Annotated in this window: 17 protein-coding genes; 13 read left to right on the top strand and 4 right to left on the bottom strand. The window is 28.1% G+C overall.

What is annotated here, in order from left to right; all coding sequences use genetic code 4:
• Positions 1-265 precede the first annotated feature (265 nt).
• Together L872_RS04915 and plsY are read right to left on the bottom strand one after the other, a co-directional pair.
• Positions 266-1438, bottom strand: a complete 1173-nt coding sequence (locus L872_RS04915) for a BspA family leucine-rich repeat surface protein (protein ID WP_051418433.1) — start codon at positions 1436-1438, stop codon at positions 266-268.
• Positions 1439-1705: 267 nt separating this feature from the next.
• Positions 1706-2548, bottom strand: a complete 843-nt coding sequence (gene plsY / locus L872_RS04610) for a glycerol-3-phosphate 1-O-acyltransferase PlsY (RefSeq protein WP_084340178.1) — start codon at positions 2546-2548, stop codon at positions 1706-1708.
• A 73-nt stretch (positions 2549-2621) separates the two neighbouring features.
• Here plsY and L872_RS0102260 point away from each other — a divergent pair, with 73 nt between their 5' ends.
• From L872_RS0102260 to L872_RS0102235, 6 genes are all read left to right on the top strand, one after another.
• Positions 2622-3332 carry a hypothetical protein gene (locus L872_RS0102260; RefSeq protein ID WP_027063255.1) on the top strand — a complete coding sequence of 237 codons (711 nt, stop codon included), beginning with the start codon at positions 2622-2624 and terminating at the stop codon, positions 3330-3332.
• A 2-nt stretch (positions 3333-3334) separates the two neighbouring features.
• Positions 3335-3646 carry a hypothetical protein gene (locus L872_RS0102255; RefSeq protein WP_027063254.1) on the top strand — a complete coding sequence of 104 codons (312 nt, stop codon included), beginning with the start codon at positions 3335-3337 and terminating at the stop codon, positions 3644-3646.
• An 83-nt stretch (positions 3647-3729) separates the two neighbouring features.
• The gene (locus L872_RS0102250; RefSeq protein ID WP_027063253.1) at positions 3730-4191 is read left to right on the top strand and encodes a MarR family winged helix-turn-helix transcriptional regulator; all 462 of its coding nucleotides are present in this window, start codon (positions 3730-3732) and stop codon (positions 4189-4191) included.
• Between the two features lie 31 nt (positions 4192-4222).
• On the top strand, positions 4223-6850 hold the full coding sequence (locus tag L872_RS0102245) for an ABC transporter permease (protein WP_027063252.1): 2628 nt from the start codon (positions 4223-4225) through the stop codon (positions 6848-6850).
• Between the two features lie 76 nt (positions 6851-6926).
• On the top strand, positions 6927-7763 hold the full coding sequence (locus L872_RS04910) for a riboflavin kinase (RefSeq protein ID WP_051418432.1): 837 nt from the start codon (positions 6927-6929) through the stop codon (positions 7761-7763).
• Between the two features lie 8 nt (positions 7764-7771).
• Entirely contained in the window at positions 7772-8665 is an 894-nt protein-coding gene (locus tag L872_RS0102235) for a deoxyribonuclease IV (protein WP_027063251.1), read from the top strand.
• A 60-nt stretch (positions 8666-8725) separates the two neighbouring features.
• Here the strand turns inward: L872_RS0102235 and pgmB are convergent, their stop codons facing one another.
• Positions 8726-9364 (bottom strand): beta-phosphoglucomutase, encoded by a 639-nt coding sequence (gene pgmB / locus L872_RS0102230; RefSeq protein ID WP_027063250.1) that lies wholly within the window; start codon positions 9362-9364, stop codon positions 8726-8728.
• Positions 9364-11151 carry a glycoside hydrolase family 13 protein gene (locus tag L872_RS0102225; protein ID WP_027063249.1) on the bottom strand — a complete coding sequence of 596 codons (1788 nt, stop codon included), beginning with the start codon at positions 11149-11151 and terminating at the stop codon, positions 9364-9366. The genes pgmB and L872_RS0102225 overlap by 1 nt, the downstream gene beginning before the upstream one ends.
• A 223-nt stretch (positions 11152-11374) precedes the next feature.
• Here L872_RS0102225 and L872_RS0102220 point away from each other — a divergent pair, with 223 nt between their 5' ends.
• The 7 genes from L872_RS0102220 (at position 11375) to L872_RS0102190 (ending at position 24231) form a co-directional block, all read left to right on the top strand.
• Positions 11375-12958, top strand: a complete 1584-nt coding sequence (locus L872_RS0102220; RefSeq protein ID WP_027063248.1) for a hypothetical protein — start codon at positions 11375-11377, stop codon at positions 12956-12958.
• Between the two features lie 64 nt (positions 12959-13022).
• Positions 13023-13526: a hypothetical protein gene (locus L872_RS0102215; protein WP_027063247.1), complete on the top strand. Its 504-nt coding sequence runs from the start codon at positions 13023-13025 to the stop codon at positions 13524-13526.
• A 17-nt stretch (positions 13527-13543) separates the two neighbouring features.
• Positions 13544-15973: a carbohydrate ABC transporter permease gene (locus tag L872_RS0102210; RefSeq protein WP_027063246.1), complete on the top strand. Its 2430-nt coding sequence runs from the start codon at positions 13544-13546 to the stop codon at positions 15971-15973.
• Positions 15974-15987: 14 nt separating this feature from the next.
• Positions 15988-18561 (top strand): sugar ABC transporter permease, encoded by a 2574-nt coding sequence (locus tag L872_RS04905; protein WP_051418431.1) that lies wholly within the window; start codon positions 15988-15990, stop codon positions 18559-18561.
• Positions 18562-18565: 4 nt separating this feature from the next.
• Entirely contained in the window at positions 18566-19651 is a 1086-nt protein-coding gene (locus tag L872_RS0102200; protein WP_027063244.1) for an ABC transporter ATP-binding protein, read from the top strand.
• A 5-nt stretch (positions 19652-19656) separates the two neighbouring features.
• Complete coding sequence (locus L872_RS04600; RefSeq protein WP_051418430.1) at positions 19657-21936, top strand: glycoside hydrolase family 31 protein; 2280 nt, start codon at positions 19657-19659, stop codon at positions 21934-21936.
• Positions 21937-24231, top strand: a complete 2295-nt coding sequence (locus tag L872_RS0102190) for a family 65 glycosyl hydrolase domain-containing protein (protein ID WP_027063243.1) — start codon at positions 21937-21939, stop codon at positions 24229-24231.

Below are 24231 nucleotides of genomic sequence, written 5' to 3'. Positions count from 1 at the left end.
TTTTCCTTTACTTACACTTATATCTTAATTCTTTAAAGTAGGTTGAATGCAAGCAAAAATTTGAAAATAATTAGAAAAACTTTTTTTAAAATATTGCTGTTTTTCTATTTTGATAAGTTTACGACCTTAAAAATTTCAAGCTATTTTTAAAACTTCTTAGTAGTGAAAACAAGTAAAACGATAATAAAAAAATGAACTAAAGCAAAAGCAAACTTAAAATAGTTGTTAAAACAGCTTTTAATTAGCGTCGTTTAGCGAAACAAACTTACTTGATTTTATTAAATTGCGGCTTCATTGAACTGTGTCAGTACTTAGCTGAATTTTCATCAAAATTGTCAAAACGCTGAACATTCTTAACATTTCATTTTGAAAGATTTTGATTAAATAAAGTTGTCCCTCTAAACATTAGTTGCATATTAGTCACATTTGAGACATCTCATTTTGAAAGATCTTGATTAAATACAGTAGCTCCATTAAACATTGAACCCATGTCTGTTACATTAGAAACATTTCATTCTGAAATATTTTTGTCAAATTTAGATGCTCCAAAAAATGTCCCACTCATATCAGTTACATTTTTAACATCTCATGTTGAGAGATCCTGATTAAAATTGCTACAATCCATGAACATACCTTCTAAGCTTGTAATTTGTGATGGTAAAGATGCTGGTACTTTTTCGACACTTTTTGGCATTTTTACTCCACGAATTTCTTTATCTCCAACTTTATAAAATCCTATTTGGACAATTTCTTTAGATTGAATACTTGATAGGTTGGTATCATTTGTTGAAACTTTGTTTCCTTGACTGTTAATATATATTGTTGGCATTTGTGTTACTTTTGTTGGTTCCTTAATTGCATTTTCAAGTTCAAACGAACTATCTCCAATTATATAATGAGTGTTTTCATCAACTTTAACGTTTACAACTACAGTAGTATCTGATCCTGGTTTTAATTCTGCAGTTAATGAAGCAACACCTTCAATTTCATTTGATATTGATTTTAATTTTTCATTAACAGCATCTATAGTATCTAATTCCTCAACAAATTGTTCTTGAACAGTTTTTTGAATTACATGAATGTCAATCTCAGTTAGAATTTTAGCACCTTCTGCTTGAAATCTTAAAGTTAAATTCTCAGGAGTTTCATATCCTTTTAAGGCTTGAAACTTTACTTCAATATTTTTTGAGTTCTCTTTATCAATTGATACTTCAATTTTTCCAATTCCAGTTGGAAGAGTTTTGATTTCTTCGATTGCCTTAACAGCTTCGTCAATTGTTTTATAAGACCCTGTTGCTAGTTTTTTAGCCTCTTCTTTAAACAATGTTATATCCACAGGTTGATTTTTATTTTTTTCTGGATTCCCACATGCAACAACAGTTGCCCCAGCAGTAGCAGTTAACCCAACTGCTCCTAATAATGTTAATAATTTTTTCATATTTACATCCTTTTTTCTTTCTATGGGTATATTTACTCATATTAAAAAAAAAAAAAAAAAGCGGAAAAGATAGAAAAATCTACTTTTCCGCCTTTTTTTTCGCTTATTTTTTAAATGATTCTTCCACTTTTGATTTTTTTTTAAAAATAACTGCTTTTTTTGACATTACAAACATTTAATTAGTTATAATATTTTATTTTTAAGGAGACACTCGCAGTATTTTTTCAGTAAAAAGAGTACCATTGGCACTCTTTTTTGACTTAATAATTAATTGTTGGTAGTTTTAGTTTTTTTAACTTTTGCTTGCTTTTTTTGTTGACGAATAAGTTCACGTTCTAGTTTTAACTTACGTTTTTCTTCATTTGTTAACTTTGGAAAGGTAACAGGTTCAGTTTTATTTTTAAGACGTTTAATATTAGGAAAATGTCTTCACCCTAATATTAAGAAACCAATCAAGATACAAATTTGCATTTCTACAATTGATGAAGCATACTGATGTGGTGTCAAGGTATGCATTCAGTTAAACTCAGTGAAGATATAACCGTTTGCTCAAGCAGCATTAAATTCAGTTCATGAATTTCATTTATATAAATAACTATCAACTCCATAAGTATGGGGAATTCAAATAATCACTCCAATTGTTAATGCAGCAACAATTGATGACATTGATACTTTTTTAAAGATAAAAATCGTTGTTCATCAAATAAATAAAAATAATAACAAGTAGATATAATTAACAACTAATAGTAATCCTAGAAAACAAGAAACTGCTTTTCCACCTTTAAAATTATAGTAGACCGGATAACAATGCCCAATTAAGGCAAAGATACATGGAATGAAATAGCTTGTTTGTGAAAAAAGTGAATTATTGATAAACGATAACCCAACTGCCACAAATGCTACGACAACAACTTTAATTCCATCTAGAAAAACTACCGCAATTCCTCATTTTTTTCCTAGAAGTCTCGCGGTATTCGTAGCCCCAGCATTTCCCGACCCAGTTGTTCTAATATCAACGCCGTGACGTCATCTAACAATAATTACAGAAAAGGAGATTGCTCCAATCAAGTATCCAATAATACATGCAAGTATCGTACCTAAGTAATACATATGTTCTTCCTTTCAAGTTCTTATAAAATTATAAGATAAATAAGATAAAATATAAAGTAAAGGTGGAAACAAAATGACTTATAACATCTCACAAAAAATTGATCTTGAAAAAATTGTTGTCGCTATATTTCAAAGTGAAGCTAAAATCTTAGAAGATTTAATTTTAAAATTAGAAGATCCAAACTTGGATGATATCTATCAACAAGTTAATGTTTTAACTAAAGTCAAATTTGGCGAAGAAATAATTTCTGGATTAACCGCAATTTTTAAAACTTTATCAGATCTAAAAGTTATTGACTTGGCAATTGTTTTTCAACAATTCGTTCAACGATATTTATACTTTGTAGGAACGATTAAAGATTTTAATAACTACTGTGAAACTAATAATTCTGCTTTTAAAGACCTTGAAGATCAACAACTTTTTTCAAATGTTGTAGCGCTTTTTTTTAATGGCCAAATTGACTATTATACTCAACGCTATTTAAATCTGGTTAACACAAGTGAACTAACAGCTTGATCGCCCGAGCTTAGTGCAATTTTAAATCAGTTTTGTAACAACATTATTCAGAATGACGATATCATTCAAAAACTTCATTATCTTGAAGGACTAAGTAATTATCTAAGCGACTTTAATAATTTTCTTGCAAAAATTGATATCGAGCAAAATTCAGAAGCTAAAGAACAGTTTTTAAATAACACTTTAGAAATGAAAGTTGTTACACAATCAATTACTACATTAATCGAAAAAGTTGTTGAACAAATCAACATCACAAAAGGAGAATAACAATGACAAACCCAAGCTTACTAACAACTGAAGAACTAATTAAAAATAATGAAATGTTAACTCAAGAACTTCAAGGATTTAATAAAATCTTAAAAGATTTGGAAAAACAAATTCGTGGAAAATTTTGATTATGATTTTTATTACCAATTTTAGGATGATTTATTTACATTGCAATTATTAATAAACGTCGTACAAGTCCAGAAATTGCCCAAAGTTTGATGGAAATTAAAACTGCACAAACTAAAAATGAGTTACAAATAATGTTAAATAATCGTGAACTAGAAAAACGTCAAGAAACACAAAAACCAGAATAGTTGCAATTTGTGTCCTATTTTGATTGACAATAATTTTGCTTTGAGAGATTATATCCTTGTAAGAACTAAGGAGATTTTTAATTATGTCAAAAAATGCTATTGAAATTCCATTTGCATTTAAAGTTTATTTTATTATTGTTAATGGAATTAAGTATGTAAACAAAAAAAATAGTTTACCTGCCAACATGGATAAAATGTATTTTACTGTTTTGCTATTGATTTTTTTCAAACCAAAAATTAATCAGCGTCAGATTTCTTTAAACTTGGATATCGATAAAACTACAATGAGTCGAATTATTGCTAAGTTAGAAGAGTACGAGTTTATCACTAAAGTTCAAGACCCTACAAACCGTCGTAGTACAAATTTACAGGTTACCAAAAAAGGTCATGCTTGAGCAACTGATTTAAAAGATTATGTATATGAATACCGTAATAAGTTATTAGAAGGCGCTGATCCAGAAAAAATCAAAATTACCCAAGAACTAATTAGTCATGCACTAAGAAATACTGTCAATTTAGATAGTGACGAGTATTTTAAATTTTAAATAATTAAAATTTAAAACGGTCTAATATTTTATGTCTAAAAATATTGATAAAAATTTTGAAAAGCGCAACGAAACAATTAGGGGATGATTTAAAGGTTTAGGTCATGCTATTAAAATTGAAATTGAATCAAGAATCTTAATGTCGTGAAAACGAATCATTAAGTTTATTGGAATTGGGGTAGTTCCAATAATCTATGGAATTACCTGTGTATTAGCCTTTTGAAATCCAATTGAGGGAATTGGACGAGCACCAATTGCTATTATGAACAATGACCATAATATTATTTTGGTAACTTCTTTTGAAGAAGAAGAAACTTCAAGTTTTGCAACATCAAGTAAATACCATTTGAAAATGGGAGCATTAAATTATAGTAATGGTTCTGCTCCAATTGGTTCTCATGGAGAAACAGTTGAAGATTTAAATAAGCTTGTTTACAATCTTCAAAATGGTAAAGACTTTGAAGGAAATTCTACTCCAGCTGGAGTAGAATTGGTTCTAAACAATGGTTTAAAACTAAAAACTAAAGCTAATAAAACAATCAAATACGAAGTCACAAGTAGTTGAGAAATTATTAAATCAAAACTATTGCCAAAAACAGATAAGACAATTAGTGATCAAGACTATCTATTTTCGGCACCTAAAATTGCCGATAAGATGGCATTAACAAATATTCGTTATATTGATAATAACCAAGAGATTACAAATCAATGAAAAGGTACAAAGTACTATGCTCAATTGAAAATTAAAGAAAACTATCTTGCTAATTTAATTGGTTATGCCGGAACATTATTATATCAAGCAGGTGCAACTGATGATGAAATTGCTAATAACTTAAATAAAACTTTAGCTGAATGAGTTGCAGAAATGAAAAATAATCAAATTGATATTTGAACAACTTTTGAACGTAATTTTATTTTTGGATACTATATGAGTACCTTTAATACCTTTGCCGAAGGAATGATTATTAAAGCAATTCCTTCAGTTTTAACTTCGCTAGTGGGAACAAATCTATTAAATACACTTTCAACAAGTGGAGATATTTTAAATTTGGCTCTTGCAGATGCTGGAAATACAAGTGTGGTTAACGAATTTGATAACTATCAAAAGTATGTTGCAATGAATGTTCCTAATCTCCCTGATTTAGGAACAAGCGAGCAACGTCAAAAATTTGAAAAATACACAATTTTTGGAGATGTTGATGAAAATGGAAAATTAAGATCATCTGCTAAAGGTGGAAAGTTAATTAATTCGATTAATGAACTAACTGATATTGGCAAATGACTATTAGAAAATACTAAAGTTCTTGACGCTTTAGGAATTATTTCAGGAAATTCTCAGTTTCCCCAATTTATTAAGACTTTAATTATCAATATTATTGAAGCAGGAATCAAAGAAGATGCTCCCCATATTAATCAAGTTTTGTACAATGCTCTAGTCGGACAAACAGATAAAACTGAAGAAACTATTTTATCATCAGTTATTAAAAAAATCGCTAAGCTATTAGGTTTAGATAATAGTCTTAAAGACATTGAAAAGTTTTTAAACAATCTTGGAACTTTTAACAATACTCTTGTAGACCCAATTATGAATCAACAACAGTTTATCAAAAATGCTGACCAAAGTGTTCTTAAAAACTCTGATGTTTTATTGGGGGCTACTAGTGTTAGCCAATTACCAAATAAGTTAAAAATCTTTTTTAACGATAAACTTTTAGGTGGCTTTACACCTGAAGAAATCGTTCAAGTTGAAATTCAAGGTGAAAACAATGGTTTATACGGAATTGGGTTAGGAATCTTTTTCTTGGTAATCGGACTATGAGTTGGAGTTTTAATGCAAACGTTTATCTTTGATCGTGGAAAACGGGTGGCTAAATCTACAGCTGTACAATGATACTTGTCAAAAACTGTTTTGATGATGTTAACAGTTTTTGTTCAAGCCACTTTAGAAATTTGATTAGCTTATGCTGTTGGATGACATATGCTAGGATTAGTAACAATGTTTTATATTTGACTATGATTTATAGCTTCAGGTTTTTTGTTTGTAATTATTATTCAGGCCTTATGGTTTATTGTTAAAGATGAGTCAATTGGGAAGTTTATGACGGTTATTGTGATGGTATTATCACTTGCCGCTGGTGGAGGAACTTTTCCTGCATTTGCCCAATTTGCTTTCTTTCACTATATTAGTTATCTCGTGCCATTTACATACGTCATTCGAGGATTTACAGCAATAACTTTTGGAACTTCATTAGCAGATCCAACAACGTTAGCAACTCAACTTTATATTCTTAAAAATTTTGCCATCTTTTTCATTTACATTGGAATTTTTGTAAGTTTAGGATTAATCATTGGATCTAAAAATCGTTTAAGAGATATGAACTATGGCGCTCATTCTGCTAAAAAAGTTTTAATTGCAATGACAGCACTAAGTCGAGATACATCAAACTTTGCTAGTTTAAAAACATCAAAATTTGCGCGTAAACCAAAATATAAATATTCTTGAAAAGCGTTACCAAAAACATTTGATCAAGAACTTTATATGAAGTGTCGTGAGCTATTTCCGTTTGAAGGGGAATTCAAATGACACAAAAATAAATCACATGATTTCGTTCAAAAACCAAATTATTCTGATGAAGATCAAATTACTCGAAATGAATAATATTTAGATATATTAAAAAGGAACTTTTAAAAGTTTCTTTTTATTTTATAATTAAGATAATGAATAAGAGGATTATATGAGAAATATTTACTACAGTGAGCTAACAAAAATGCTTTATAACATGGAACCATCAATTGCAATAATTGGAGATTTTGGAAATTGAACAGATAACGAAACTAATTTAATATTAGAAGCAAAACAAAAGTTTCCAAAACATAATTTAAGTATGGTGGTTGATTCTGACAAATATAATATTGCCAATGTTATTTCAAATAATGTTTTAAAAGCTAAATGTGAAGAACAACAACTGGCATATATTGAATACTATAAAACGCCTTTTGATCGTGATTGAAGTAATTTTAAACAAGATCTAAACATTGACAAAGTCATTACATTTGATAATTATGCTGAGTTATCAAGCTTGATAAGTGTTTTTGGTGAAGAAAATGTAATTACTATTAAATGAGAACCAAATCATGATCAAACCTTAAAAACAATATTAACAGCTTTAACAACAGGAGACTTAGATACTTACCAACAATTAACTGGTCATAACTTTACTTTTAAAGGGCATGTTGAGCATGGAAATCATCATGGTCGTGAGCTTGGATTCCCTACTGCTAATCTTTTAACTAATAACTTATTAAAAGCTAAATATGGAGTTTATTTAGTAAAGGTTACTTTACCAAATGAAGATTTTACTCACTGAGGGATTGCCTCTTTCTGAGTTAACAACCAACAAAGTGAAGTTTTTGAAACTCACATTTTAGACTTCGATCAAGATATCTATGGTTGAGGAATTGAAATTGAGTTAGTGAAATACTTACGTGAAAATCAAAAAGTTAATTCAATTGAAGAATTAAAAAACTTAATTAATACTGATAAAGCACAAGCTTTAAAATTAATAGCCTAGGAGGCTTTATGAAAAAATACCCAATTCTTGGTTCACATGTTTCAGCATCGGAAAAAAATAATTACTTGGTAGGGGCAGTAACTGAAAGTGTTAACAACGGAGCAAACACTTTCATGATTTATACTGGTCCACCTCAAAATGCTAATCGAAAACCAATTGAGAATTTTAAAATTGCAGAAATGCATGAATTGTTAGCAAAACATCAAATTGATATTAATGATTTAGTGGTTCATGCCCCATATTTAATTAATATTTCAAATCCTGTAAACGAGACAACTTGAAACTTTGGAATTCAGATGTTAATTCGTGAAATTGAACGTTGTGAAGCAATCGGAATTAATATATTAGTTTTACACCCTGGTGCTTATACTAAAGGTGAACCAGCTCAAGCATTAGAAAAGCTAATTGAAGGACTGAACCTTGTCAGTGAACATCAACATACTGTTAAAATTGCAATTGAAACAATGAGTGGAAAGGGTACTGAAGTAGGAACTGATTTAGAACAAATTGCTTATGTAATCTCTAAGTTAAACAATCCTGAAAAAGTAGGTGTTTGTTTAGATACTTGTCATATGAATGACGCTGGTTATGATTTAAGCAATTGAGCTGCAGTTAAAGAAAAGATTGTCAAAACAGTTGGAGTAGAAAAAATTTTAGTATTTCACTTAAATGATTCTAAAAATCCAATTGGAGCTCATAAAGACCGTCATGAAAATATTGGTTATGGAACAATCGGTTTTGAAATTTTAAATGAAATTTTATGAGATTCTGATTACAAGGAAATTCCCAAAATTTTAGAAACTCCTTATATCGGTGAACTTGCACCATATAAAGCAGAGATTAGCGATTTGAGAAATAAAACTTTCACTGATCCATTTAAAAATTTAAAATCTGAAAATTAAGGTTTTAAACAAAAAGAGAACAAATTTTGTTTGTTCTCTTTTTTCATTTAAATGAAAAAATTAAAATGATTTTTCCAATAATTTCATATTTAGTTTTTTTGTACTATCGAGTTTAATATCTGCTTCTACATTTATTCCAATTGTTTTACAACCTGCTGTCCTAGCGGCTATTATGCCTGTTATTGCATCTTCAATGACAACACAATTTTTTGGATCTATTTCTAATTGTTTTGCAGCTTGTAAAAATATATCTGGAAAAGGTTTACTATTTGCTACCAAACTAGGGTCGACAATTTCATCGAAATATTCAGTAAGAGCAACTTTTTCCAAAATCAATTTTGTATTATGACTTGCACTTCCTATTGCAATAGGAATATTGTTTTGTTTCAATTCTTTTAGAAAATTAGTTATTCCCGGCAAAATAGCTTGCTTATCAATTTTAGATAGAAGATCAATATAATATTTATTTTTATAATCCAAAAGATACAAAAATTTATCATCATTTAATTTAATATTGTGACTACTTAGTATTTTTTCAAGTGATTGAACTCTGCCTACGCCTCTAAGATTATCCAAATAAGAATGATCTAATTTTTTTATACCAACTTTTTCAACAGTCTTTGATCATGCCTTAAAATGAAGTGGGGCAGTATCTGTAATAACCCCATCGAGATCAAATATTACCGCTTTAATATTCATTATTGTATTTTGTAAATTCTTAGCGAGTTCGAAGCTAATACTATTTCATCTTTTTGCTCTAGTTGGTTTGTAATCAATTCAGTCTTTCCTTTTAGATTTGGTTTTGTTAAAATAAGGCTATTTTCAGAGTTATTTAAAAAAATTACGTATCTATTTTGTTCATCAAATTTTGAATATTCAATGTAATGGTCGCTAACAAAATTGAATTTCATTTCACCATAACTTCCCAAAATAGGATGTGTTTTTCTTAAATTGCATAAATTTTTAAAGTGAGCAAATATTTGTTGGTTTCACTCCGATTTATTTCAATTCATACACTTTCTACATCCAGGATCATTATCACCATTCATTCCAATTTCATCTCCATAATAGATACTTGGAGCACCAACACAGGTAAAAAGAAAACTATACGCTAATAAAAATTTCTCGATTCTATCACCACATTGAGTTAATAATCTTGGCGTATCATGACTATCCAAACAATTAAACATTCCAGGTAGTACATTTTTTGGATATATATGAAGAACATTTGTAATTCGGTCCTTAAAAGTTTCTGCTGAAATTGAATTTTGTGCTATAAAATCAGAAATTGCACTTGTTAAAAAATAGTTCATAACTCCATCAAATTGGTCACCTTTTAATCAGGCATTTGCTTCTGTTCAAATTTCTCCCAATATATAAGTTGAATTATTCATTTTAACTTTATTTCTAAAAGATCTTCAAAATTTGTGATCAACTTCATTAGCAACATCTAGTCTTCAAGCATCAACTCCAAATTCTTCAACTCAATATCTACCAACTTCTAATAAATAATCTCTAGCTTCTTTATTAGAAGTGTTAAATTTCGGCATATACCCATTATATGAAAAGGTGTGATAATTCAGTTCCTTGACATTATTTTGATGACTTGTCTCATCCATTGCTTCAACAGGAAATTCCTTAACAAAAAATCAATTTTTGTATTTTGAATTTTCTTGGTTTTTAACGACATCTTGTCATATTGGACTTTTGTAACCAATATGATTAAAAACTCCGTCAATCATAATCTTAATTCCGTAACTATGACATTTATCTACTAGTTCTCGAAATTTATCTTTGTTTCCAAAATTTGGATCAATTTCAAAGTAATCTACAGTGTCATATTTATGATTAGTAGAAGCTTTGAAAATAGGACACAAATAAAGCCCATTAACACCCAAGTCAGCTAAATGATCTAAATTGTTAATAATTCCTTGTAAGTCACCCCCAAAAAAGTTATCTGGAGTCGGTTCAGTGCTTCCTCAATCTAAAGTTTCTGGGGGATTAATTGCTTGATCACCATTCGCAAATCGTTCTGGAAAAATTTGATATCAAATGGTATCTTTAATTCATCTTGGTGCTTCAAAAATGTCCACAGGATTCATTCAAGGAAATGTGAATCCAAACCCGCCTTGGAGAATTTTTGGCAGTATATCAATATCAAAAAAACCTTTTTCTGTAAATAAAATATTATCTTGACATTGTCCATATAGATTAAAGAAATATGTAAGTCTTTTATCCTTTGGTTTAATTTCAATAAATCAATAATCATATTCAGTTGTAGAGCCCGTTTTTTTCATATCAAACGCTTTAAAATTTAGCAAATTTTCTTTTTTAGTCACATCAAAAGGATCTGTACATCAAAGTTCTACTTTCACTAAATCATCTTTTTTTGTTCTTAGTATAATATGAATTTTTTCTTCATCATAAGCATAGGCCATATTGCTTTTTGGAATATGAATAATTGCAGATTTTTCAATTTTGTTCATGTTTATAATTCCTTTCACACATATTTTTATTTTAATTAAAAAACCTTTTGAAATAATTTATTTCTTGCGAATAAACTAAAAAGTTGTCTATACAACTAATTCAATAATTTAAGATTTAAAAATTGTTATATTCCTGCCAAAGTTATTTAATTAAAGTAGGAAGTAAAAAATTACTTTTGTTTAAAATGACTAATTAAAAAAATTGAAAGGGGATATTAATAAAATGAAAAAATTATTAACAGCATTAAGCGCTGTTACATTAACTGCAACAAGCGCGAGTATTATGGTTTCATGTACAAAAACTAATAACGATAATGTCATAATTGTACAAATGAATAAGACTTGAAAGCCAGTTTATGAAAAAGCTATTAAAAAAGTTAATGAAACTTTTAAATCTAGAAAACTTGATTTTACAGTAGTTGCTAAGGAAACTGATATATTTCAAGAATATGATCAAATTTCTAAAAAAGGGGTAAAAGATAATTCTATTGCTGATGTATTTTTATTAGGTTTTGATCGTTACCAAGGTTACGTTGATCAAAATAATATCAAAGATTTATCAAAAGAAATTAAATCAGTATTAATTCAAAGTGAAGAGGATAAAGTTCATTATGGAATTGAAATTAAAAACGATAAAATTGTAGCTAATGATAATCAAGTCGTATGAAATACATCGAAATTGTTAAAAAATAATCAGGACTATTATGGAATGATACCAGCAAGTATTGAAAACAATATTTGATTATTTGACGAAAAAAAATTAGGAATTGTTGATGGTAAAATAGTCGGAAGCGAGTTTGCAAACGCTCAACAATTAGATTCAACGATTACTGATTTACCAACATTAGAAAACTTAATAAAAATTAATAATGCTGTCAAAAAAGCAAAATCTTTTTTTAGAACTGTAGATGGTTTTATTGGAGGAAATGTTTTGAATGCCTATGTAAATAAAAATTCTGAAAGTATAAAAACAAAATCTCTTGATAGTAATTCGCCTTCACTAGTATGACAAAAAGGGGGAACTGCTAATGAGTCAAAAAATCCAAATGACTATGATTCATTGTTTGAAAATCAAGATTTCCAAATTGATTTTAGTCAAGCAACAAAAACTTTGCAAGCTTATGGAAAATCATTTCAAAAAAAATTTGTCAACGCCATGATTAATCAAACAAATGATGACAAAATAAATAATCAAGTAGCCGCATCCTTAAAAGACGGTGAAATATCAATGGAATTAATCGCTCCACATTTATTAAAAGATGATATTAATGCTATGAAACAAGGTAACAAGGACGCTAAATTTGGAATTGCTAGTGTTGGTGATATTAAAGTAGATTCAGAAGGAAAATATTCAATGTCAGGTTTTGCTGGAGGATATGGTTGAGCCGTAAAATCTACTATTAAAGATATTACAAAAACGGATAAAAACAAAAATAAAGTTACCAAAACTGAAGCAGCAATGATGTTCATTAAAGAAGTTTCACAAAAAGAGTATGCAGCTAATTGAGCAGAAGTTGATGGAAAATATTCAGCATATCAAGAAAATATAGAATACGCTGTAAATGAACTAGCACAAGGAAGTGAAGCTCAAAAATTTGTTGGTGAGGCTTTAAAAGCAGTTGCTAAAGGATATTATGGAGAATCAAAGGCCGTTACTTCACGACCAAATACAGCATTATTTGATATTTATTGAGAAACATATGCAATTTCATACAGAATAGCTATGGACAAAACTGATGAAAATGCTTTTGGTAAACATTTCTTGGACCTTTTCAAAAAAAATAAACTAAACTATGTTTTTGGTTAAAAATTCTTATAACCATAATAACTACTATAAATAGATCTTTATAAAGTTAAGTTGAAGGAGAAATATGGAAATAAGAAACTACAATAAATTTAAAGTTAATATTAATAAAAAAGTTTTTTATATCTTATTAGTAATTTCTATAATTTACATTCTATTATTGACAATTCATATGTTGTTTGATTTAAGCAACAATACATTAACTGCTGTTAATCAGGGAATAAGAAAAAATTCAAAAGAGATGGATAAATTTATAAGTACTGCTACAAAAGTTTGACTAATTCAATACATCACTGGTGCTATTTTTTTAATAATGTTTGTATCTTACATAGTTATTGCTCTTAATAAAATAACTGTCGGAAAAGTTTTTGTTATCTTTTGATTAATAATTTGACTGGGATTTGCTTTTGTACCAATTATAGTACTAAAAAGAGTAACAGTTTTTGACATCTTATCAATATTATTATTCATTGGTATTCTAATTTCTTTCTTTTTTATAGTGAAAGACATTTACGATTCAAAGCGTAATTATAGCTATAAGAAAATGAAAAATAGAGAATATAAATTTTAAAAGAAATAGGTGAAAAAATGCAAGATTTGGAAAATTTAAAACGTTTAAGCACTAGGGAAAAAGTTTATAATGAACTTTCAAAATTAAATTTCAAAGAGTTTACTGATCTTTTTAAAGAAATTGATGAAACTTACGATGACGATAACTTCAAAGATACTTCGTATACTTTTTCTAATAAACAAATAGCTAAAATTTTTGAAAAGTTTGGCATAACTGAATTTAAAAATGATTTAAGAGATAAATTTAACAAAAAATTTATAAAATTTTTACAAAAAGATACTAATGGAAAAGTAATATTTAACAAATTTGAAATAGAAAATTATTTTTCTCCAAAAGATGATCAATTTGTAAAAGAAATGTTTGATTTGAAAGCTCGTAAACAATTGGCAAAAATTAGTTATGAGGCAAAGATAAAAGAACTTAAAGATTTTAAAACTAAAATGAATAAGCATTATACAAAATTTGAAATTTATTCAGCTAAGTTTATTTACAGATTAGAAAATCAATGAATCAACATATCTTTTGATATTGCTAAGCGAAAAGTTAAAGAAATGAAAATGCTTATTACTAACAACGGCGATACTTTTTATATGAAAAGTAAGGGACAAAATATTAAAGATTTTAACAACAAAAAAAATGATTTAAAAAAAGAAATAAACCATGATTTAAAAAAAATATCAAGAAAACTACCAGTTACAGATAAACTAAAAATGCAATCTACAATTTTAGATAGAGGTAAGGAAATAAGCTATGATTATGAAGTTAAATCATTAAAAGCCCTTGTTAAACAAAAATTTCTTCTAAAAAAAATTGCTATCAAATCAGAATATGAAAGCCTAATTAAACAAGCAAAAAAAACTGTTGAAAGTTTAAGAAGCAAGAAAACTTATTATAATGAAAAAACCAAAGAAAAGATAATTCATTTTAAAGATGAATTTAAAAATGAGATAACTCTTGCTGTAACTCAAAGTGAAATAAAAAATATTAAACAACAATACAAACAAGAAATAAAAAGCATAAAAAATTCTAATGAATATACAAAGACAAAAACTCAGTTAAAATATTTAAAACATTTATTTAAAAATGAATTGAAAAAAAATTATATAAGTTACAACTCTGAAATAGAAAATATTAATAATAGTTTTCCTGTCGAAGTAAGTAACTACAAAAAGTGAATGGTACCTTTTTTAGCAATAATTCCTGGTGTTGGCCAAATGCTAAATAAACAATACAAAAAAGGTTTTTTAATGTTTCTAACTATTCCAATAATTGCTTTATTTGTGAGTTATGGTTTTGGAATTGGGAACGTCGGAGGTAATGGTATTCTTGGTCTGATTGATTTTGGGGCAAGTAATCCAAATGTTAATGATGGAAGGTTTTTCATGATTGAAGGTATAATTGGATTAATTTTGATAGTTATCTCTTCACTTATTATTACTTTATCTATCGTTGATGCGAAAAATGTCTCTAAACAAATGCATATTGGAGCACGCCCCAATACATGAAGACAAACAAGAGCTTTTTTAAAATCTCAAGGTACACCTTACATTCTTTCTTTACCCGCAATGATTGGAATTATTTTTGTAATACTAGTTCCTATTATAGCTACTCTATTAATTGCTTTTACTAACTACGGTAAGGGTTTTGATCCTGCTCGACCAGGACAATATATTAGTTGAGTTGGTGTTGATAACTTTAAAGCTATCTTTGGCGGAAAATATACAACATCTTTTAAATATGTAATGCTTTGAACTTTTATATGAGTTATTTTTGCGACAGGAGGTTCAGTCGCTGCAGGTACAATTGCTGCGCTACTAGTAAATAATGATAGACTAAAGGGAAAAAGTTTCTTTAGATTATTCTTAATTCTTCCTTGAGCAGTACCGGCATTTATTATGATCATGATGTTTAGTCTGTTATTTGCAAATGAATCTTTCAACGAATTTACTAAAAAAATTTTTGGTGTTGACGGATGAACTAGACAAGAAACTCAAGTTAGAGTAGCATTAATTTTTATTCAAGCTTGATTAGGTCAATCCTATTTATTCTTGTTAATAACTGGTGTAATTCAAGGTATACCAAAAGATCTTTATGATTCAGCAATGATTGATGGTGCAAATAAACGTCGTCAATTAATAAAAATTACGATTCCTATTGTCATCACACAAATTGCCCCTTTATTAGTCGGACAATTTACATTTAACTTTGGAAACTTTGGAATTTTTAGTTTATACGGAGCAAACGGTGTGGCCTTAAATTCTGAAGGTTTCCCTTATCCAGGAAACCCTGGTATCACTGATATCTTAATTTCATTTGTTTATAAACTGTCAACACAGCAGCAATCATATACTTATGGACTAGCCTCTGCATTTGTCATTGTATCTTCAGCATTTGTTGTTGGAGTTTCAGCTATTGGTTTTAAAAATATGAAAGCTTTTAAAAATTAAGGGAGATATTTTTTATGAATGATAAGCATCAAATTAACCATCAAACAAATCTTTTTAACAATCGTAAACAACCTTTAGACTTTGATATTTTATTGAGACCAGTTAAAAAATACTCTAATAACGATTTTAAAAAAAATTATTGATCAATTTTAAAAAAAACCATATTTAAAAATGATTTAATCGCTGTTACCGAAAAAGTTTCTGAGTATAAAATTTTTGTTAAAAACAATTATATGTTTGGTAGTATTGTAGACATTTTTAAAAAAATATCTATTGCTACTGATAACGAGAATTTAAGTCAATCATTTTTGTTATTATTGTTAGCTAATGCATTTTCAAAATTTGATGACAAATTAAATTTTGAAATAAACTCAGCAAACGAAGTGATGAATAAAATTGCCATGTTAAAAATTTATGAAAATAACATCTTAACTGAACAAAAATTTAATTGGTATCAAGAAAATGAGTCTATGAAGGATATTAATTATTTCGGATTTAAAAATTTTGAAAGCTATGAGTTTAAATATCAATGAAAAAGATTAAATGCTATTATTGTGAATTTTTTCGAATTAATTAATAAAAAATCTATCGGTAAAATTATTGCTAAAATATTTTTACTTAGTTATGAAGCACAACGTGAAATTAGTGATTTTACTTCGACAAGCTTAGTAGTCCATGAAAATTTGTCAGAAGATTTTATTTTTAATAATATAAATATTCTTTTAAAAATGCTATTTAATGAATTGAAAACTACTGATGTGAGTGATGATAATATTAAGCAAGTAATTTCACATATTTTGGGAATAGTCACTGAATATCAAATTAAAGAGCATAAAGACAGTTTGCTTAAACGTTTTATTAGAAAAAAAAGATCAAAAGAAAAGTTTAGACTTTATATCTCTAAAGAAATTAACGATAACATTGCCAAAGAATTAAGATATTTGACAAATCGTGATTTACTGAATATCGGTCGAAAAAATATTGTCAAGAAAACTTCAAATTTTAACCATCCTAGTGTCATTAAAATAAATGGCAAAGTAATAAGGATAAATCCAAAAGCATTATCAAATGCCAAGTTTGTTTTTAAAAAGTATGATTTACTCGATTTTTCTACAGCTTTGTCAGAAACATTTTTTAAATCTAAACACTTAACATTTAACAAATATTATAAACATCTTCAAATTATTAAAATGGCAAGTTTAGCTTTTTCTTATGATGATAATAAAAAAAATAATGAAGCAAGATTAAGAAGTGCTCAAATGATCTTTGAAATTTTAATTATGAAATTAGCTTTTGAAATAAACATCAACTTTGGGGAAACTATTAAGAAAATTTTGAATAATTCAAAATTAGATAATATATTTTTTGTAAACAATAAAATAAATAATATCAATAAAAGTCACTTATGAGCAAAATATATTTGTATTGTAAAAGCAGTTTTTAAAGAGCTACAATTGAATGCTGATTTGGCTGAAAAAACTATTATTTTTGAAATTCTTAAAAACGAAATATACACCTATGAGTCAAATAAAAAAGCTCGCACAATAATAAGAACAAATGATGTTTCTCAAAACGCTATTTCAAAATATCAAAACCAATTGATTTTTGAAATCGAAAAGCAAATAAAAGAAGAAAAAATTAACATTCATATAAAGTATATTCGTTTTATGACCGAGACATTTGGAAAGTTATATCTTTCTGATAAACCTCCACTTACAACTGCTGGAAAAATAGGATTAGTCGCAACCTACATAGTTTTAATTTTATGAGTATTGATGATAGCAGTTCCAATTCTTCAAATTATAATTCAAGCATTTAATTGATTTTCTTCCAATGCTTCAAAAGGTATGGATGGAGAAATTGGTAAACAAGGAATTTTTGACTTTGTCAATTTTAAATTTGCTTCTGATAATTTTAAATATCTATTTAACGAAACATTATTTTTGAATTGATTAGTAAATTCATTAGTTATTGCTTCAATTTGTATGATTCTAATGGTTGGTATTACAGCGCTAATTGGATATGCTTTTAGCAGATTTAGATTTAAGGGGAAACGCATTGGTCTAATGAGTGTTATGTTAATTCAAATGATTCCTACAGTATCGAGTTTTGTTGCCTTCTATATTATGCATCAATTATTGCAAAATAGGTTTGGTATTTCAGGCCAAGTCATGTTGATATTGATTTATACGGGTGGAGGAATTCCAGGCAATGTGTTTGTATTAAAAGGTTATATGGACAACATTTCTACTGACATTGATGATGCTGCCAAAATTGATGGCTGTGGGAACTGAACAATTTTTACAAGAATTATGTTGCCATTAGCTAAACCAATGTTATCAGTTATTGCTTTGTGATCATTTATTGGGCCATTTGGAGATGTATTACTACCACTTGTATTACTAAACGATAAATCACAATATACAATGGCTACAGGACTTCAAACGCTAATTAATAGCGGCACAACAGTGGCACAAGGTTCATTTGCTGCTGGTTCGTTAATAGTTGCTTTACCAATTAGTATCTTATTTTTATCATTGCAAAAAAATATTACTGGTGGATTATCTGCTGCCGGAGTGAAAGGATAATTTTATGAAAGTGGAATTAAGAAATATTTCTAAAAAGTATGAAGGAAACTCTTTTTACACATTGGAAAACATTAATTTGGAAATAGAAGATAATGATTTTTGTGTTATTCTTGGTCCTTCCGGTTGCGGAAAAACGACATTGTTAAGAATTATTGCTGGTTTAAATTCAATTACTAAAGGAGACTTACTTTTTGACGAAGTTAAAGTAAATAATTTATTGCCAAAAGATAGAGATATCGCAATGGTTTTTCAAAGCTATGCTTTATATCCTCACTATAATGTGTACAAAAATATGGCTTTTGGACTTGAAATGAAGCACGAGAAAAAAGAGGTCATCAATTATAGAGTTAGAGCTGCAGCAAAATTATTAAGTATTGAAAAGTACTTATTTAAAAAACCAAAAGAACTTTCTGGAGGACAACAGCAGCGTGTTGCATTAGGACGTGCGATTGTTCGTAAACCAAAATTATTCTTAATGGATGAGCCTTTATCAAATTTAGACGCCAAGTTACGTGAAAGTATGCGCACTGAATTAGTATCAATTCATCGTATGCTTGGGACTACTACAGTTTATGTAACTCACGATCAACTTGAGGCAATGACAATGGCTACAAAAATTGTTTTAATGAATAACCAAATCATTCAACAAGTTGGTCAGCCTGAAGATTTCTACAATAAACCAAAAAACTTATTTGTGGCTAAATTTATTGGAACACCGACTATGAATATTTTAGAAGGGACAGTTGAAAATGATACATTTATTTCAAACTTAAATGATTACAAAGTTAAATTAACACAAGAAGAAGTTGACTTAATAAAAGCTGAAAAAATTGAAAAAGTTTATTTAGGTTTTCGTTCTGAAGATGCTCAAATTGTTTCCGCAGCTGATGAAAATGCTAATTTGATCATGCTCGTGATAAATATTGAGTTATTAGGAATGAATAAACAAATTACATGTGAAATGACTCTTGGTCAAAATATTATTATTACAACTGGCAAAGACGATAAAACTAAATTAGACACTAAATGTGGAATCAAAATTAACAAATATCACTTATTTAATGGGGTAACTAACAATAGAATTGGATAAAAAATATGACTAAAATAAATAACTCTAGTTTGTCTGTCAAACCTTCTAACAAAGTTAACAATATTACTACTACATTTAGATTTAAATCAATAGAAAAAATAGACGCAACAAAATGCAAAATTAATTTTGAAAATCGGGTGTCTATTTTCATTGAATCTTTTGATGACATTGTAAGAGCACAAATAGTACTCGATCAAAAAATAATTAATGATAAGATAAGTCATAATTTTATTAAAGAAAAAGTTCAAAGCGTTAATACCAAGCAAATCAAAATTGGTAAAGCAAAAATTAAAATAGATGCTAATAAGATAGCAATTAGTAATAAAAAAAATTATATAACAATTGAAAAAATTTATTTGGAAGATGATCTTTTAACTTGTTCAATTCAATCTTCTGAAACTGATAGATTTTTTGGTTTTGGAGAAAAAACAGGTTTAAACCTTGATAAGAAATTTACTGATACGTCAAATTGAGCAACAGATTTATATAAAGCTCATAGCGATGAAGATCGAGAATTATATGGAGCTGTGAACTTTAATATTATAAATAAAAATATAGATAGTAATATTGGTGTTTTTGTGGATAATCCTACAAGAGTCAAATATAATATGAAATCATCTGATAAGTTTATTATTCAAGTTGATCAAAATGATTTAGACATTTATTTTATTTTGGAAAACTCAATCAAAAATACCATTTCCAAGTATTTTAAACTTACTGGAATGCCATTTTTGCCAACTAAATGGGCATTGGGCCATCATTTATCAAGACATAGTTATGAAAATACAGCGAAGATTCATGAACTCATAAAAATGTCAATGTCTTCAAATATTTATTTAGATGCAGTTTATTTAGACATTTTGTATATGGACAAGATGAAGTCCTTTACAGTCGATCAAAAACGTTTTGAAAACTTAAAAAAATTAGTCATTGATTGTCGGAAAAAAGGGGTAGAAATAGTTCCTATTGTTAATCCCGGTATAAAAGCTGAGGATACGTTTAACTTATACATCAAAGGCAAACAACAAAAAGCTTTTATCAAAGATTCAAATAATAATAGAGAGTATCTCGGAGAAGTTTGGCCAGGACTATGTGCTTTCCCTGACTTTTTTAATCAAAATGGTATCAATTTTTGAAAACAATGCCTACAATTTTATTTAAAAAACCAAATTAAAGGAATTTGATTAGATATGAACGAACCAGCTGTATTTAACGATACACATACAGTAGATGTAAATGCATTACATAATGTTAATGGTGAAACAAGGACACATCATGAAGTTCATAATAATTATGGAACATATCAAGTTAAAGCCACCTATGAAGCAATGTTATCATCTGATATTAGACCCCACATTGTTACAAGATCTTGTGCAGCTGGTGTTCAAAAATATGCAGCAGTATGAACTGGTGATAATTTTTCATATTGATTTCAATTAAGGCAATCTCTACCAATGATATTAAACATGGGATTATCCGGAATTCCAATGGCTGGTCAAGATATTGGAGGATTTGAATATGATGCTTCTGCTGAATTACTTACAAGATGATATCAAGCCAATGTTTTTTTTGGACTATTCAGAAATCATTGTTCTATTGGAAAGCGTTTTCAAGAACCATGATCATTTAATGATAAAACAACTAAGGCAATTGCTAGTGTTGTAAAACTTCGTTATAAATTAATTCCAACGTTGTATACTGAATTTTTTAAAGTTCATACGGAAGGAAAACCATTTGCTGTACCTCTTTTATATAACTTTGAAAATGATTTAGAGTCTTATAATATTGATGATCAATATATGGTTAACAGTATTATGGTCGCTCCAATTTTACAAAAAAATACTTTTAAACGAATTGTTTACTTACCAAAAAATCAAAAAGGATGAATTGACTATGAAACAAAACAATTTCATAAACCTGGAAAATCAATAATAAGAAATATTGATTACCATCAAATGGGAATATTTATTGAAAATCAATCTATGATTTTTACTAATCCCGATAAGAAAAAAACAAATGGTTTTTTCTCCAAAGTTGTTGTAGAAATATTTGATATGTTTAACAATTCCACAATAAAAAGCATCTTTTTTGATGACGACGGATTATCAAAAAATAGTATTGAAAAAAATGAGTATGAGCATATAGAATTTATTTACAAAGCTGAAACTGGCATTGTATATTACAGAGGTTTAAACAAAGATTTTAAGTTGGCGTACATTAAATCTAAATTTGAGTTTATATTGGTTAATGAAAATAAAAAAATATCAATTGAAAGGCACAAATAAATGAAAAAAAATACTGAAGATACTAAAAGAATATTTAAGATTGATCCTTGAATATTAACTGAAGAGAGTCTTGCTGATAATGCATCTGATTTTAAACTAAGTGAGTCTATAACTTCATTAGGAAATGAATACATGGGAATGCGAGGTAACTTTGAAGAAACTTATTCTGGGGACTCACATCAAGGTACATATATTGGCGGACTATGATATCCGGACAAAACAATTGTTGGTTGATGAAAAAATGGATATCCCAAATATTTTGGTAAAGTAATTAACGCTGTAAATTTCTTAGGTATTAATATTAAAGTTGATGGGATTGAATTAGATTTATTTAAAAATAAGCCATCTAAATTTGAGAGAAGCCTAAATATGAAAGAGGGGGTTCTTTATAGAACGTTTACAGTAACTCTAAATAAAAAAGAGATACATGTTAGTACCGAAAGATTTATTTCACTTAACCAAAAAGAATTATGTGCAATTAAATATACTATTACCTGCAATCAAGACACTGACATTGAAGTAACGAGTTACATAAACGGTGACGTCAATAATAAAGATGCTAATTACGGTGAAAAGTTTTGAGAACCTATAAAATCTAACGCAACTAGTGATCAATTATTTGTATCTTCAAAAATGAAAAAAAATAATTTTGATGTGCAAAGATTTGCAATAGGTGTTAAGGGTCAAAATGAGTTCAATATTAAACCATACGTCACAAAATATTCAAGTAAAAACTTGTATGCTGAAGCAAACTATAAATTTTCATTAAAAGCAAATACACCTTTAACAATAGTTAAAAAAATTGTTTTAGTTAATACATTGAATCATTTAGAATCTAATCTTGAAAACTCAGCAGACCTAATATTTAAAAAACTATCTAAAGAAACATACGAAGACTTAAAAAAATCACATGTTAGTTGTTGAGAACAAAGATGACAAACTTGTGACGTGAAAATTTTTGGAAGTGATCTAGATCAACAAGCAATTAGATTTAATTTATTTCAATTGTTTTCCACTTACTATGGAGGCGATGAAAGATTAAATATTGGTCCCAAAGGATTTACAGGCGAAAAATATGGGGGAGCTACTTATTGAGATACAGAAGCTTATTGTATTCCTTTATATTTGAAAGCTGCTTCTCCAAATCTTACAAAGAATCTATTAAAATACCGCTACAATCATTTAGAAAAAGCCAAGGAAAATGCTAAGTCGCTTGGTCTTGAAGGAGCATTGTATCCAATGGTTACTTTTAATGGTGTTGAATGCCACAATGAATGAGAAATTACATTTGAAGAAATTCATCGAAATGCTGCAATTGTTTATGCTATTTATAATTACACAAATTATACAGGTGATTATGATTATATCAAAACTTTTGGAATAGAAATAATGCTAGAGATTTCAAAATTTTGAGCTTCGAGAGTACATTATTCAAAGATTAAGGAGAAATGAATGATACATGGTGTCACAGGACCTAATGAATATGAAAATAATGTCAATAATAATTGATTAACAAATACAATGGCAAAGTGAACAATTGAATATACCTTAAAAATGGTTAAAGAACTGAAGATAAGTTTTGAAAGAATAAACCTTTCTAAAGAAACTCTTGAAAGATGAAAAGATATTGCTCAAAATATGTATCTTCCTGAAGATAAAGATTTAGGTATTTTTGTTCAACACGATACATTTTTAGATAAAGAGTTTAAAGAAAAATCTTTAATTCCTAAATCTGATCTCCCACTAAATAAAAATTGATCTTGAGACAAAATTTTAAGAAGTCCCTATATAAAGCAAGCTGATGTTTTACAAGGTATTTATTATCTATGGGATAACTACACAAAACCTACAATTGCGAAAAATTTTGAATTTTATGAAAAATATACTGTTCATGAATCTAGTCTGAGTCCTTGTGTACACTCCATTATTGCTGCAAAACTAAATTTAATGGAAAAAGCTTATGAGTTTTATAAACGAACTGCTCGTCTTGATTTGGATAATTATAATAATGACAGCGATGAGGGATTGCATATAACAAGTATGGCTGGAAGCTATTTAACAATTGTTGAAGGTTTTGGTGGAATGATAATAAGAGAAGGCCAAATCTATTTAGAGCCTAGACTTCCTAAGCAATGAACTGGATATGAGTTTAGGATAAACTTTAGAAACAGAATTTTAAAAGTTCTGAGAACCAAAACGAATCTTGAATTGGAAATTATTGAGGGAGAACCTCTTTTAATAAATATATTTGGAGAAAATTATTTGATTAAAACAAATCTTAATATTGAGGTATAA

The organism is Mesoplasma seiffertii ATCC 49495, from assembly GCF_000518725.1.
Taxonomy (GTDB): Bacteria; Bacillota_I; Bacilli_A; order Mycoplasmatales; family Mycoplasmataceae; genus Tullyiplasma; species Tullyiplasma seiffertii.
This window is presented reverse-complemented; position numbering and strand designations above follow the sequence as displayed.